This window comes from Rhodococcus cercidiphylli, from assembly GCF_033042225.1.
Classification (GTDB): Bacteria; Actinomycetota; Actinomycetes; order Mycobacteriales; family Mycobacteriaceae; genus Rhodococcoides.
Window position 1 is genome coordinate 317,361 of the sequence record NZ_JAWLKE010000001.1, and the last position, 13,606, is coordinate 330,966.

The window sequence follows — 13,606 nt, forward strand, 5'->3', positions numbered from 1 at the left end:
CCGCGAACCGCCCATGCGCAGACCGTCCGGCCGTGCGGGCGACGGTTCCGGCTAACCTGATCACGTGACGCAGTCCCCACAGGATCCAACCGACGAGCCCGACGACGAGTCTTCACGGAAGAAGCGTCGGGAACGCAAGCCCCGATCGTTCTGGCGTGAGCTCCCCATTCTGATTCTGGTAGCGCTGGTACTGAGTTTTCTGCTCCAGACATTCGTCGCACGGGTGTATCTGATCCCGTCCGAATCGATGGAGCCGACCTTGCACGGCTGCACCGGCTGCACCGGTGACCGCATCGTGGTGGAGAAGATCGGATACCGGTTCGGCGACCCGAAGCCCGGCGACATCGTCGTCTTCCGTGGCCCGGATTCGTGGAACGACGAATTCGTGTCACAGCGGTCCGACAACTCGGTGATTCGTGGCGCCCAGGAAGTCGGCTCGTTGATCGGCGTCGTCGCGCCCGACGAAAACGATCTGGTCAAGCGCGTCATCGCCACCGGCGGTCAGACCGTCGAATGCTGTGACGACCAGGGGCGGGTGCTCGTCGACGGACAGCCGTTGGACGAGCCGTACATTCAGATGGATTTCCCGTTCACCCCGGGAACGATGACGTGCGACACCGAACTGAAGTCCGGACGATGCTTCGACCCCGTCACCGTGCCGGAGGGCAACGTCTGGGTCATGGGCGACAACCGGAGCAACTCGCGAGATTCCCGGTATCACGTCACCGACGAGTTCACCGGCACCGTTCCCCTCGACAACGTGATCGGGAAGGCCGTGTTCATCGCGCTGCCGCCGTCACGAACCGGCATCCTGGATTCTCCCGACATCCAGGGTCGATGACGGCAACCCCGCGACGTGCGCCGCGTGCGCGCGCAACTCTGACTCGGTCGTCGTGGCCGCCGCGTCCGATCATCCGACGAGCGGCCGGATTGCGGACGATGGAATCGGCGTTGGAGCGGGGCGGACTCGGTCCGGTCGCAGGAGTCGACGAAGCGGGAAGAGGAGCCTGCGCCGGTCCGTTGACGGTCGCAGCGTGTGTTCTCGGGGCGCGCGCACATGCCGCCCTGGCGGATCTGGACGACTCGAAGAAGTTGACCGAGCGACGACGCGAAGAGCTCTTTCCCAAGATCCAGAGGTTGGCACTGGCATGGAGCGTGGTGTCGATCGATGCGGCCGAGGTCGACCGCATCGGGGTCCACGTGGCGAACATCGAAGGAATGCGACGCGCGGTTGCCGGGCTCGGCATGACCCCGGGCTACGTACTCACCGACGGCTTTCGAGTGCCCGGACTTCCGGTTCCGTCGCTACCGGTGATCGGCGGTGACGCCACCGCAGCGTGCATCGCCGCGGCGAGCGTGCTCGCGAAGGTCTCCCGGGACCGATTGATGGTGCAGTTGGACGAAACGATTCCCGGCTACGGATTCGCCGTGCACAAGGGGTACAGCACCCGTGCTCACTCGGCCGCCATGACCGCTCTCGGGCCCAGCCGCGAGCATCGAATGTCCTATGCGAATGTCGCAGCGGCCGCCGCGGGGCTTTCTCCGGACGCCGTCGACGCCCTGGGGCGAATGGACTGCCGCGACGCCGGTACGCGATGATTGCTGTTCACGCCCGACTGGAGGATGAAAGAGACCGATGAGTGCCGAAGATCTCGAAAAGTACGAAACCGAGATGGAGCTCTCGCTGTATCGCGAGTATCGGGACATCGTGGGTCAGTTCAACTACGTCGTCGAAACCGAGCGGCGGTTCTATCTGGCGAACTCCGTCGAACTCATTCCGCACAACGCCGACGGTGAAATCTACTTCGAATTGCGAATGTCCGACTCGTGGGTGTGGGACATGTATCGCCCCGCCCGTTTCGTCAAGCATGTCCGGGTGATCACCTTCAAGGACGTCAACATCGAAGAGTTGGACAAACCAGATCTGCGTCTGCCGGAATAGCTCCTCGTCCGACGCTGGAGCGTGACGGAGTCGCCCTGAGCGTCGGATGTCGGAGCACCGTGCTGCGAACCACCCGATGCGGTGCGGTCGTGCTGTACCGATCGTTTTGCCACCCGAAAAATTGGACGCCCGGCCAAATCGGTCCGCATGTCCTGTTTCCGTGTTCGGTGTCACGGAAAGTTGTTCCCCGTCCAATGGTGCACGGCGGTTGAGATCGGGTTTCCCGTGTGAAATCGATTGCGCAACAAAGCTATTCGAATTGGTCGATTAGTCGCTCGAAATGCTGAACAATTTCTGCACCGATATTCGTCGATTCGACACGTCACGAAACGCCTGCAGTTCTTTGCGTGGATACGAGAATGGGTGGTAGAACTTGAATATCACATCCCCCAGACGTGTAAGAGGTACGAGATGGCACGCAAGACGCTTGTGCAGATGATCGACGATGTAGACGGATCGGTCATCAAAGACGGCCAAGGTGAATCCATCGAATTCGGCATCGGTGGAAACCAGTACCGCATCGATTTGAACCTCAAACATGCCAACGAATTGCACGAACAGTTGGCATTCTGGATCGAGCACGCCGAGAAGATTTCCGGACGCCGCACCCGTAAGGGCGGCGCTGCATCTGCACCGGCCCGCGGCAAGGTGGATCTGCAGGACATTCGAGCATGGGCCCGCGAGAATGGCCACGAGGTCAGTGCCCGCGGCCGTATAAGTCAGGATGTGCAGGCGGCCTACGAGGCTGCTCACTGACCGTCCTTCGCGAACCGAGGCTGGGTGTCTCGGCAGCACGTTTTGCGTATCGGCACTTTCGATGCCGGTATCGACACGCCGCATCAGCTCCGTCCGATTCTCTGAATCAGGACGGAGCTTTTTGCGTATCGAGTCCGCTTTCACCCGGCGGCTCGGACACGCTACGAGCCGTAGCACGGCGGTCCGACACAGTGGACTGATCGCCGCCGACAATCGGACCGTTCGTCCACAGTCGAGCAGTTGTCCACAGGGCAATTTCCCACCTGCACTTTCTTCGCTTCTCCTCCTTCGGGTCGTGTCACCGTCGAGACGACCGAATCGGCCGCAATGCACGGTCGGAGAGTGGAGGAATGGCGGACATGGCAACCAATCAGGAACTCGGTGCGCGCGGTGAGGAACTCGCGGTGCGCCATCTCGAGGACATCGGTCTCGAGGTGATCGAGCGGAACTGGCGGCATCGTTCCGGAGAACTCGACATCATTGCGCGCGAGGGCGAGACGGTGGTGTTCGTCGAAGTGAAGACTCGATCGGGAATCGGATACGGAACACCCGCCGAAGCGGTGACGTACACGAAACAGACTCGAATCAGAGGGCTGGCGCTGCGATGGCTTTCGCTGCAGCAGGGACCGTGGGTGCAGATCAGATTCGACGTGATCGCGATCGTGGTCGGTCGCAACGAGGAACCGGTCATCACGCACGTTCGGGCCGCGTTCTGATGCCACTCGGGAGAGCGCATTCGGTTGCGGTCAGCGGGGTCGACGGTGTGCTGGTGGAAATCGAAGCCGATATCGGGCAGGGCCTACCCGGTACGCATCTTGTCGGTCTTCCCGATACTGCGCTGAACGAATCGCGTGACCGGGTCAAAGCCGCGGTGAAGAACTCGGGCGGTACCTGGCCGGACAGTCGGGTGATTCTCGCTCTGTCGCCCGCGACGTTGCCGAAGGGCGGATCTGTGTACGACCTTGCACTCGCTTTGTCGGTTCTCGATGCCGCGAAGGCGATTCCGCGCGGATGCCTGTCCGACACCGTGTTTCTGGGTGAATTGGCACTCGATGGGAGGCTGCGCGCAGTCCGTGGGGTCCTGCCCGGGGTGCTCGCGGTCAAGAGTGCGGGCTGGCAGCGAGTGGTCGTTCCGCTGCAGTGTTTGCCCGAGGCGGGTCTGGTGGACGGGATCGAGGTGCTGGGTGCGGGTTCGCTCGGGGACGTGGTGGCCTGGCTTCGCGGTGAGAAGGCCCTCGAATCACCCGTCCCGACCGAATGGCACGAGGAGATCTATCCGGACCTCAGTGATGTCGCCGGACAGGCGGATGCGCGATGGGCTCTGGAGGTCGCCGCCGCAGGCGCACATCACATCATGTTGACCGGGCCACCGGGCATCGGAAAAACGATGCTGGCGCAACGCCTTCCGGGAATTCTGCCGCCGCTGACCGAATCCGAAGCGCTCGAAGTGACAGCCATCCACTCGGTGGCGGGTCTGTTGACCACCGCGCGGCCGCTCATCACGTCACCGCCGTTCATCGCGCCGCATCATTCGACCTCGGTGAGTGCCTTGGTCGGGGGCGGAACCGGAATGGCCAAACCGGGAGCGGTCAGCCGCGCACATCGCGGAGTCCTGTTTCTGGACGAGTGCGCCGAGATGAGTGTTCGGGTACTCGAGGCATTGCGTACTCCGTTGGAGGACGGGGAGATTCGCATTGCCCGTCGTGACGGTGTGGCCAGGTATCCGGCCAGATTTCAGTTGGTTCTCGCCGCCAATCCGTGTCCGTGTGCGCCTGCGCGGCAGGTCGACTGTGTCTGCCCGCCCACAGCGCGACGCAAATATCTCGGCAAGCTGTCCGGGCCGTTGCTGGACCGCGTCGATCTGCGCATTCAGATGATGGGTGTCGCGACAGGTGCACTGGTCGACGAGGTGGGGGAGGGTACGAGCGAAATTCGCGCACGTGTGACCGGGGCCAGGGACGCCGCCGCGCAGCGGTGGCGAGAGTTCGGCTGGAGGACCAATGCGGAGGTTCCCGGACCCGCACTGCGCCAACGATTTCGATTGGCGCGCTCGACGCTCGCTCCGGTCGAGCGCGCGTTGCGCAACGGATCGCTGACCGCGCGCGGCGCAGACCGAGCCATTCGGGTGGCGTGGACGCTGAACGATCTGGCCGGTGGTTCGGTCCCCGGTGCCGACGAGGTCGGAGCGGCGTTGGATTTCCGTGACAGGGGAGTGGCATGACGCACGACGCGCGCCGTCTCGCCTGGGCGTATCTCTCTCGCGTGGCGCAGGGTCCGTATCGACCGGTGGTCGATCATGCTGCCGCTCACGGTCCCGAAGCGACGGCAGAAGCCGTGCGGGCGGGTAGGTTGGGGGAGCGGCTCGCGGTCCGCGCCCACATCGATACCGCAGCAGCAGATCTCGATCACATCGCTGCGCTCGGCGGTCGGTTGATCACGCCGGACGACGACGAGTGGCCGGCGTGGCGCTTCCTCGGATTCGACGGACCGGGTATGACCGCAGGGGTGGATACCTGTCCACCGATTGCGTTGTGGGCGCTGGGAACTCGGCCGGTCGCAACGATCACCGAGCGTTCGGTGTCCATCGTCGGGACACGCGCATCGAGTCCCTACGGTGATCATGTGACAGCGGAGATATCCGCCGATCTGGCGCTCGACGGTTGGACAGTCATTTCGGGAGCCGCTTTCGGTATCGACGCCGCGGCGCACCGGGCGGCTCTCGGAGTCGAGGGTACGACGATGGCGGTACTCGCCTGTGGCGTCGATCGCGCATATCCAGCGGGCCATTCGCGGTTACTGCGGCAGATCGCTGCCAGTGGCTTGGTTCTCAGTGAATACGCGCCGGGTACGACACCGGCAAAGCATCGTTTCCTCGCTCGCAACAGGCTCGTCGCGGCACTCGGATCCGCTGTGGTGGTCGTCGAGGCCGGGTGGCGCAGCGGCGCTCGCAACACAGCGGCGTGGGCAGCGAAATTGGGTAGGCCCGTGCTCGCGGTCCCTGGGCCGGTCACCTCGCCGACGTCCACGGGCTGTCACCGCATGATCCGGGACGGCGAGGCCGTGCTGGTGTCGAGCTCTCACGATGTCGTCGCCGAGGCGGGTGCACTCGGGTCCCCGGAGGAGCCTCGACCCGACCTCTTTCGGGAGACCGATGCGCTGTCGGACACTGCCCTGTTGATCTACGACGCGTTGCCGGCCACCGGTTCGGTGTCGAGTAGAGAGCTGTCCGAGCACTCCGGTGTTCCGCTGAACAAGGTGCGTGCATCCCTGCCGGTACTGGAGATGGACGGATTCGTCGCCAGCGACGAGACCGGATGGTTCCGCGTCGTGCGTGGGTGAGCGCACCACGATTCGAGAGCCGAACGGTAGGGTGTTAGGTAATGCTTAGTCGACGCATCGGCTGTCGGCGTCGTTCACTCGAAGAGGGGTCAGAAGTGCCACGCAAGAAAACCACCCTGTCCGTCCTGCGCACCGAAGCGCTCACCCCGCACATGCACAGGGTCTACCTGGGTGGGGCCGGCTTCGACGATTTCGATGCGATCGACGAGACCGACGCCTACGTCAAGTTGTTCTTCGGGACCGATGACGAACCGATCATGCGCACGTACACCGTTCGCTCGGTCGATACTCGCGCTCGGGAGATCGCCATCGACTTCGTGGTGCACGGAGACGAGGGAGTCGCCGGGCCGTGGGCCACCCGGGCGAAGCCGGGGGACGAGATGTCGTTCTTCGGCCCGTCGGGTGGGTACGCCCCACGACCCGACGCGGACTGGCACCTCTTCGCCGGCGACGAATCGGCGATTCCGGCGATTTCGGCTGCCGTCGAGGCGCTCCCGGAGGATGCCGTCGCCAAGGTCTTCATCGAAGTTGCCGACAGGCACGACGAGATCTACATGGAGACGCTCGCCGTCGTCGACGTGACCTGGATTCACCGGGGTGCGTCCTCGAACGAGGTGGGAGACGACCGAGCCGGAGACAACGCACCGTTGATTGCAGCGGTGAAGGAAACGGAATGGCTGCCGGGGCAGGCTCAGGTCTTCGTGCACGGAGAAGCCCAGGCCGTCATGCACAACATTCGGCCCTACATCCGTAAGGAGCGAGGGGTCGGTGCCGAGTGGGCCTCGATCTCGGGCTACTGGCGTCGCGGCCGAACCGAGGAGACGTTCCGAGTGTGGAAGCGCGAACTCGCGCAGGCCGAATCCGGTGTCGACGCCTGATCCCGCGACGACCCACCCCGAACGGCGTGTCCGGTTGTCGCGCGGCCTGCCAAAGCCCAAGCTGAGCTGATGACCGATTCGCTGCCGCCTCACCTCGGCATTCACGTCGAGGAGTTCGCCGAACATCTTCGACTCGGTCGAGAGCGTTCCGAGCACACCATCCGGGCCTACGTCTCCGATGCTCGTTCACTGCTCGCGCACTTCGCTGAGTCCTCGCCGGATGCGACCATCGCCGACCTCGACCTCCGCGCGGTGCGCTCGTGGTTGGCGACGCACTCGGCCGCCGGATCGGCCAGAACATCGATGGCGAGACGAACCTCGTCGGCGAGGACGTTCGGGAAGTGGCTCGAACGGGTGGGAGCGGTGGCGGTGGCACCGGCGGAACGCCTGGCCGGTCCGGCCGGCCACCGTACGCTGCCCGGTGTTCTTCGCCACAGCCAGGCAGAGCACGCGTTGGCCGCGGCCGAATCGGGTGCCGCCGAGCTCGACCCCATCGCGCTGCGGGACAGGCTCATCGTCGAGTTGCTGTACGCGACCGGGGTGCGCGTGGGGGAGTTGTGCGGACTCGACATCGACGACGTGGACACCGAGCGTCGCTTGATCCGTGTGCTCGGCAAGGGCAACAAGGAACGCTCGGCACCGTACGGTGCGCCGGCAGCGCATGCGGTCGAGAACTGGCTGGTCAGCGGCAGACCCGAACTGGCCTCGGATCGATCCGGTGCCGCATTGCTGCTGGGGCGTCGAGGTGGACGGCTCGATCAACGGCAGGCCAGAACGGCGGTGCACGAGGTACTCGACACCGTCCCCGGTGGTCCCAGCCTCGGTCCGCACGGCCTGCGCCACACAGCGGCAACTCACTTGCTCGAAGGTGGAGCCGATCTGAGGGTGGTGCAGGAGCTGCTCGGCCACGCCTCTCTGGCGACCACCCAGATCTACACACACGTCTCGGTGGAACGGCTGCGTGCCGTGCACGATCAGGCTCATCCCCGGGCATGAGCCGAGCGTCGGCGGCGCAACGTTTGGTAGCGTCGTGGACGACTGACGACACCGAATACGGGGGACCGTGGACCGCGACCGACCGCAAGGTACTTCGGAGACGTGGTCCATGCATGTCCGTGACGGCTCTGCCGCCGACCATCGGAATCCCCCTGGTCGATCGGACAGCGCACGCGACAACGGCAGTGGGCCCGTATCGTCGGGCTCGATGTCCACTCCCCGTTCGACGCCTCGGCAACCTCCACCCTGGCAGACGCCCGACTCGGGCGACCGACAGCCGTTGCCGCCGAGGTACAACCCGCCGGTGCCGCTCGAGCCAGGGCCGCCGGCAGCGCAGCCGGACCGGTACCTGCCGGTACCGCCACACACCGAGGATTCGCGAACGCAGCCGGATCGGTGGTCGCCGCAACCGTGGTCGGGGGCGCCCAACGCCTACCGACCCAACAGTCAGGATCTGGGCGCGGATTCGTTGCTCAAGCGTCCCAAGCGAGCGTCGAACTCCGGCTGGCGGCGAGGAGTGCACCGACTCACCGGCGGAGTCATCAACCCCGGCGAATCGACGGCGGAAGAGCGGTACCGAAACCAGGTCGAACGTATTCGGCAGCCGGTGCTCGGCGACTACCGGATCGCGTTTCTGTCGCTCAAGGGTGGCGTCGGCAAGACGACGACCACGCTGGGTCTCGGTTCGACTTTCGCGTCGCTGCGCGGAGATTGCGTCATCGCCGTGGACGCGAACCCCGACTTCGGCACCCTGGGTGAGCGAGTTCCGCGGCAGACGTCGTCGACCGTGCGTGATCTGCTCGCCGCGGCACCACACATTCGTCGTTACTCCGACATCCGCGAGCACACCTCGCAGGCACCGAGTCGACTCGAAGTGTTGGCAGGCGAGCGCGATCCCGCAGCGTCGGAGATGTTCGGCGAGGAGGACTACCGCGCCGTCATCGATATGTTGCAGGTGTACTACAACCTGATCCTGACCGACTGCGGTACCGGGATCATGCACTCGGCGATGAACGGGGTGCTGCAACTGGCGAACGCACTGGTTCTGGTCAGCTCGCCTGCAGTCGACGGTGCGCGCAGTGCTGCGGCGACGTTGGACTGGTTGGAACTGCACGGCTACGGACACCTGGTGGAGCGGACCGTCGTGGTGATCAGTTCGGTTCGCCCGGGTTCGTCGGCGGTGGACATGAACCTGCTGCAACAGCATTTTCTCGAGCGCTGCCGCGCTGTGTTGGTGATTCCGTTCGACGAGCACCTGGCCGAGGGTGCAGTGGTCGACCTCGACCTGTTGCGTCCCCAGACTCGAAGCGCGTTCGTCGAACTCGCCGCGATGGTGGCCGACGATTTTCCTGCGGCGTCCGGCAGGCACTCCGGCCCCCAGCGCTGAGGATGATCTGCCGTCATTCGTCGAGGGGTTTCAACCTGATCGGGCTTGCGCGCACCGTCGCCGTGGGATCGAGGTAGTCGCGGCCCCGTCTGATGCCCCAGTGGAGGCACGTCGCCGAGCAGCCCTCGTGCCCCGATGTCACCGAACCCAACACGGTCCCTCGCCGAACCCGCGTTCCGGCGGCAACCGACGCCGACACCGGTTCGTACGTCGATCTCAGTCCGCTCGGATGATCGACCGATACGACGGGCTTGCCCGCGACCGACCCGGCGTACACCACGATTCCGTCGGCGACGGCGAGAACCGACTGGCCCTCGTGGGCGGCGAGGTCGACACCACGGTGGCCGGGCAGCCATTTCTGCTCGGGACGGTCGAACGGGGTGACGACCTGCGGCCTCGGCTGCAGCGGCCAGGCGAATGCGCCTGGTTGCGCCGAGGCGACCGGCGTCGAGAGTGTTACCGCGGTGACGAGGCACACCGCGAGTGCGCGGAGCGTGAGAGAGATGTTCACCCGTCGACCATGTCGTGGATATGAGCAATCGAACGAACCAGGACGCGATTTGTGGACAAGAAGTTTCTTTGTCCACAGGCATCGGAATCCCTTGACAGTCGGGCCTGGTTATGACGGGGGCCGTGGCAGGTCTACACTCGTCACTTGCGGCCTGTGCGTGCACGGGTCGACTTCGCGCGTCCGCGTCATCGCATCGTCTGCCTCGAGCAGAATCACCGATACGAGAACCGGTTGTCGGCGGTCCTGAGATCTTCGTGATGTCGGGTCCGGCAACTTCAGCGGGCGCCAGGGCAGAGGTCACCGACACTCTGCGTCAACCGCACCATCGAAAGAGAGTTATTCAGCCATGGCTGTAGTAACAATGAAGCAGCTGCTCGACAGCGGCACACACTTCGGACACCAGACCCGTCGCTGGAACCCGAAGATGAAGCGATTCATCTTCACCGACCGCAACGGCATCTACATCATCGACTTGCAGCAGACTCTGACCTTCATCGACAAGGCCTACGAGTTCGTCAAGGAGACCGTCGCCCACAACGGCACGGTTCTGTTCGTCGGCACCAAGAAGCAGGCGCAGGAGTCCATCGCCGCTGAGGCAACCCGCGTGGGCATGCCCTACGTGAACCAGCGCTGGCTCGGTGGCATGCTCACCAACTTCCAGACGGTGCACAAGCGTCTGCTCCGCCTCAAGGAGCTCGAGGCCATGGAGCAGACCGGTGGCTTCGAGGGACGCACCAAGAAGGAAATCCTCATGCTCACGCGTGAGATGACCAAGCTCGACCGCACCCTCGGTGGCATCCGGGACATGTCCAAGGTTCCGTCGGCCATCTGGATCGTCGATACCAACAAGGAGCACCTCGCGGTTGCCGAGGCTCGCAAGCTGAACATCCCGGTCATCGCGATCCTCGACACCAACTGCGATCCCGACGTGGTCGACTACCCGATCCCGGGTAACGACGACGCGATCCGTTCCGCTGCGCTGCTGACCAAGGTCGTCGCATCCGCAGTCGCCGAGGGCGTGCAGGCGCGAGCAGGTCAGAACACTGCATCCGACGCCAAGCCCGAGGTCGGCGCAGGCGAGCCCCTCGCCGAGTGGGAGCTCGAGCAGCTCGCTCAGGCTTCACCGGCAGCGGAGGCTCCCGCAGCAGAGGCTCCCGTGGCGGACGCCCCGGCAGCGGACGCTCCCGCAGCCGATGCCCCGGCAGCAGAAGCCCCGGCAGCAGAAGAAGCACCGGCAGCAGAAGAAGCACCGGCCGCTCAGGCTTGATCGAATTCGGTCCCGGTTCACCCTCAGGGGTGGGCCGGGGCCGCTTCGGTATGTCAGGCTCGAGGTCGGCACGGCTCCGCAACGAGCCCGTCGATCGCGCCCTGAGAACAGCATTTTTCGTCAACGCACGTACCCAGACATTTGAGGAGGCTCGCCCACGATGGCGAACTACACTGCCGCCGACGTCAAGCGGCTCCGTGAGCTCACCGGCTCCGGAATGATGGACTGCAAGAACGCGCTCGCCGAGAACGACGGCGACTACGACAAGGCCGTCGAGTACCTGCGTATCAAGGGTGCCAAGGACGTCGGCAAGCGCGCCGAGCGCAACACCGCCGAAGGCCTCGTCGTCGCCGAGGGTGGAGTGCTCGTCGAGATCAACTCCGAAACCGACTTCGTGGCCAAGAACGACGAGTTCCAGACGTTCGCCGCATCCGTTGCGGCGACGGCTGCGGCAGGCAAGCCTGCAGACGTCGATGCTCTCAAGGCGCTCGACCTCAACGGCAAGACTGTCGAAACGGCCCTGAACGAGCTGTCGGCCAAGATCGGCGAGAAGCTCGAGCTTCGTCGCGTCGTGTCCTACGACGGCAACACCGCGACGTACCTGCACAAGCGCAGCGCGGACTTGCCGCCTGCCGTGGGCGTGCTCGTCGAGTACACCGGTGACGGCGACGCCGCAGGCGATGCCGCGCGCGCAGCTGCGATGCAGATCGCCGCCCTCAAGGCCAAGTACGTCACGCGCGACGAGGTCCCCGAGGACCTGGTGGCCGCCGAGCGTCGCATCGCCGAGGAAACCGCTCGCGAAGAAGGCAAGCCGGAACAGGCACTGCCGAAGATCGTCGAAGGTCGCGTCAACGGATTCTTCAAGGACGTCGTTCTCACCGAACAGAAGTCGGTGCAGGACGGCAACAAGACCGTCAAGGCCATTCTCGACGAGGCCGGCGTCACCATCACCCGCTTTTCACGCTTCGAGGTCGGTGCCAGCTAGTCTGCGCACCGGTTCGGTCGAGCGATGCCGTTCATTCGATTCCATCGAGTGGGCGGCATCGCTCGTGCGCGGGGCAGGTGGGTGTGCAGGCCGGAGCCCTGTCCACCACCCGGGCCTCGATAGGGCAGGATGATCCAAGAGGAAACCGTAGTGTTCGACGAGTACCGAGGAGAGCTATGACCGATCCGGCCCCTGACCGTCCCGGGTTCCGACGCGTGATGCTCAAACTGGGTGGGGAGATGTTCGGAGGCGGCCAGGTCGGTCTCGATCCGGATGTCGTGAACAACGTCGCCGAACAGATCGCCGAGGTGGTGGCCACCGGGGTTCAGGTCGCAGTGGTGATCGGCGGTGGCAATTTCTTCCGTGGTGCCGAACTTCAGCAGCGCGGCATGGACAGGTCCCGTTCGGACTACATGGGCATGCTCGGAACCGTCATGAATTGTCTTGCACTGCAGGACTTTCTGGAAAAGCAAGGCGTTGCCACCAGGGTGCAGACCGCGATCACGATGGGTCAGGTAGCAGAGCCGTACCTCCCGCTCCGCGCACGACGTCATCTGGAGAAGGGGCGCGTGGTGATCTTCGGAGCCGGCATGGGTATGCCGTATTTCTCCACCGACACCACGGCTGCACAGCGCGCGCTGGAAATCGGTGCCGAGGTGTTGTTGATGGCCAAGGCTGTCGACGGCGTGTATTCGGCCGATCCGCGACTGGATCCCGATGCAACCATGTTCGACACGATCACGCACCGCGAGGCCATCGAGCAGGGACTCAAGGTTGCCGATGCGACGGCCTTCAGTCTGTGCATGGACAATCAGATGCCGATGCTGGTGTTCAATTTGCTGATTCAGGGAAATATCGCTCGCGCCGTTTCCGGTGAGAACATCGGCACGCTGGTCACGTCGTGATCGTTGCCGACAGTGACGTGAGCGAATCGAAGACGAAGACGATGGAGGACAGATCGTGATTGACGAAGCTCTCTTCGATGCCGAAGAGAAGATGGAAAAGGCCGTATCGGTTGCACGTGACGATCTGTCCTCGATTCGCACCGGACGTGCCAACCCCGGGATGTTCTCTCGCATCGTCATCGAGTATTACGGTGCTCTGACACCGATCACTCAGCTGGCAAGTATCAGCGTCCCCGAAGCGCGCCTCGTGGTCATCAAGCCGTACGAGTCCAATCAGCTCGGTCCGATCGAAACCGCCATCCGCAACTCCGATCTCGGTGTCAACCCCACCAACGACGGCAACCTCATTCGAATCGGAGTTCCGCAGCTCACCGAGGAACGTCGCCGCGAATTCGTCAAGCAGGCCAAGGGCAAGGGCGAGGACGCGAAGGTATCGATTCGCAACGTTCGCCGGAAGACGATGGAAGAGCTCAAGCGCATTCAGAAGGACGGCGAAGCAGGCGAGGACGAGGTCGTCCGCGCCGAGAACGATCTTGACAAGACCACTGCCAAGTACACCGCCTCCGTGGACGAACTCGTCAAGCGTAAAGAGGGCGAGCTGATGGAGGTCTGACCCGACCTCGACAGCAGCTTTTCACGA

General features: G+C 64.1%; 15 protein-coding genes. 14 read left to right on the forward strand and 1 reads right to left on the reverse strand.

Annotated features, from left to right (window positions below; genetic code table 11):
• Positions 1-64: 64 nt before the first annotated feature.
• From lepB to R3P95_RS01565, 10 genes are all read left to right on the forward strand, one after another.
• Complete coding sequence (lepB, locus tag R3P95_RS01520) at positions 65-841, forward strand: signal peptidase I (protein ID WP_068049600.1); 777 nt, start codon at positions 65-67, stop codon at positions 839-841.
• The gene (locus R3P95_RS01525) at positions 838-1,599 is read left to right on the forward strand and encodes a ribonuclease HII (protein WP_188078584.1); all 762 of its coding nucleotides are present in this window, start codon (positions 838-840) and stop codon (positions 1,597-1,599) included. The genes lepB and R3P95_RS01525 overlap by 4 nt, the downstream gene beginning before the upstream one ends.
• Positions 1,600-1,636: 37 nt before the next feature.
• On the forward strand, positions 1,637-1,942 hold the full coding sequence (locus R3P95_RS01530; RefSeq protein ID WP_008717288.1) for a DUF2469 domain-containing protein: 306 nt from the start codon (positions 1,637-1,639) through the stop codon (positions 1,940-1,942).
• Positions 1,943-2,353: 411 nt separating this feature from the next.
• Entirely contained in the window at positions 2,354-2,698 is a 345-nt protein-coding gene (locus R3P95_RS01535) for a histone-like nucleoid-structuring protein Lsr2 (RefSeq protein ID WP_068049609.1), read from the forward strand.
• 359 nt (positions 2,699-3,057) lie between these two features.
• Positions 3,058-3,414 (forward strand): YraN family protein, encoded by a 357-nt coding sequence (locus tag R3P95_RS01540; RefSeq protein ID WP_149405567.1) that lies wholly within the window; start codon positions 3,058-3,060, stop codon positions 3,412-3,414.
• Positions 3,414-4,919 (forward strand): YifB family Mg chelatase-like AAA ATPase, encoded by a 1,506-nt coding sequence (locus R3P95_RS01545; protein ID WP_317547182.1) that lies wholly within the window; start codon positions 3,414-3,416, stop codon positions 4,917-4,919. Before R3P95_RS01540 ends, R3P95_RS01545 begins: the two co-directional genes overlap by 1 nt.
• Positions 4,916-6,037 carry a DNA-processing protein DprA gene (gene dprA, locus R3P95_RS01550; protein ID WP_149405569.1) on the forward strand — a complete coding sequence of 374 codons (1,122 nt, stop codon included), beginning with the start codon at positions 4,916-4,918 and terminating at the stop codon, positions 6,035-6,037. The genes R3P95_RS01545 and dprA overlap by 4 nt, the downstream gene beginning before the upstream one ends.
• 95 nt (positions 6,038-6,132) lie before the next feature.
• Positions 6,133-6,915 carry a siderophore-interacting protein gene (locus R3P95_RS01555; protein WP_094669808.1) on the forward strand — a complete coding sequence of 261 codons (783 nt, stop codon included), beginning with the start codon at positions 6,133-6,135 and terminating at the stop codon, positions 6,913-6,915.
• A 69-nt stretch (positions 6,916-6,984) separates the two neighbouring features.
• Entirely contained in the window at positions 6,985-7,911 is a 927-nt protein-coding gene (locus R3P95_RS01560) for a tyrosine recombinase XerC (RefSeq protein ID WP_269593621.1), read from the forward strand.
• 208 nt (positions 7,912-8,119) lie between these two features.
• A complete protein-coding gene (locus tag R3P95_RS01565) occupies positions 8,120-9,298 on the forward strand; it encodes a MinD/ParA family ATP-binding protein (protein ID WP_316629671.1) in 1,179 nt (392 codons plus the stop codon).
• Between the two features lie 13 nt (positions 9,299-9,311).
• Here R3P95_RS01565 and R3P95_RS01570 read toward each other — a convergent pair whose 3' ends face one another.
• Entirely contained in the window at positions 9,312-9,809 is a 498-nt protein-coding gene (locus R3P95_RS01570; RefSeq protein WP_317547184.1) for a M23 family metallopeptidase, read from the reverse strand.
• Positions 9,810-10,155: 346 nt separating this feature from the next.
• Here R3P95_RS01570 and rpsB point away from each other — a divergent pair, with 346 nt between their 5' ends.
• The 4 genes from rpsB to frr all read left to right on the forward strand — a co-directional run bounded on the left by rpsB (position 10,156) and on the right by frr (position 13,579).
• Entirely contained in the window at positions 10,156-11,076 is a 921-nt protein-coding gene (gene rpsB / locus R3P95_RS01575) for a 30S ribosomal protein S2 (protein WP_317547185.1), read from the forward strand.
• Positions 11,077-11,236: 160 nt separating this feature from the next.
• Positions 11,237-12,061, forward strand: a complete 825-nt coding sequence (gene tsf / locus R3P95_RS01580) for a translation elongation factor Ts (protein ID WP_037189637.1) — start codon at positions 11,237-11,239, stop codon at positions 12,059-12,061.
• A 176-nt stretch (positions 12,062-12,237) separates the two neighbouring features.
• Positions 12,238-12,966 (forward strand): UMP kinase, encoded by a 729-nt coding sequence (pyrH, locus tag R3P95_RS01585; RefSeq protein ID WP_269593623.1) that lies wholly within the window; start codon positions 12,238-12,240, stop codon positions 12,964-12,966.
• Between the two features lie 55 nt (positions 12,967-13,021).
• Positions 13,022-13,579, forward strand: a complete 558-nt coding sequence (gene frr, locus R3P95_RS01590; RefSeq protein ID WP_037189636.1) for a ribosome recycling factor — start codon at positions 13,022-13,024, stop codon at positions 13,577-13,579.
• Positions 13,580-13,606: the final 27 nt, after the last annotated feature.

Bases quoted from the DNA above. Each gene is read 5' to 3' on its own strand.
- dprA (WP_149405569.1), top strand. From the start codon at position 4,916: ATGACGCACGACGCGCGCCGTCTCGCCTGGGCGTATCTCTCTCGCGTG.
- R3P95_RS01560 (WP_269593621.1), top strand. From the start codon at position 6,985: ATGACCGATTCGCTGCCGCCTCACCTCGGCATTCACGTCGAGGAGTTC.
- R3P95_RS01530 (WP_008717288.1), top strand. From the start codon at position 1,637: ATGAGTGCCGAAGATCTCGAAAAGTACGAAACCGAGATGGAGCTCTCG.
- R3P95_RS01545 (WP_317547182.1), top strand. From the start codon at position 3,414: ATGCCACTCGGGAGAGCGCATTCGGTTGCGGTCAGCGGGGTCGACGGT.
- rpsB (WP_317547185.1), top strand. From the start codon at position 10,156: ATGGCTGTAGTAACAATGAAGCAGCTGCTCGACAGCGGCACACACTTC.
- pyrH (WP_269593623.1), top strand. From the start codon at position 12,238: ATGACCGATCCGGCCCCTGACCGTCCCGGGTTCCGACGCGTGATGCTC.
- R3P95_RS01565 (WP_316629671.1), top strand. From the start codon at position 8,120: ATGTCCACTCCCCGTTCGACGCCTCGGCAACCTCCACCCTGGCAGACG.
- R3P95_RS01525 (WP_188078584.1), top strand. From the start codon at position 838: ATGACGGCAACCCCGCGACGTGCGCCGCGTGCGCGCGCAACTCTGACT.
- R3P95_RS01540 (WP_149405567.1), top strand. From the start codon at position 3,058: ATGGCAACCAATCAGGAACTCGGTGCGCGCGGTGAGGAACTCGCGGTG.
- tsf (WP_037189637.1), top strand. From the start codon at position 11,237: ATGGCGAACTACACTGCCGCCGACGTCAAGCGGCTCCGTGAGCTCACC.
- R3P95_RS01535 (WP_068049609.1), top strand. From the start codon at position 2,354: ATGGCACGCAAGACGCTTGTGCAGATGATCGACGATGTAGACGGATCG.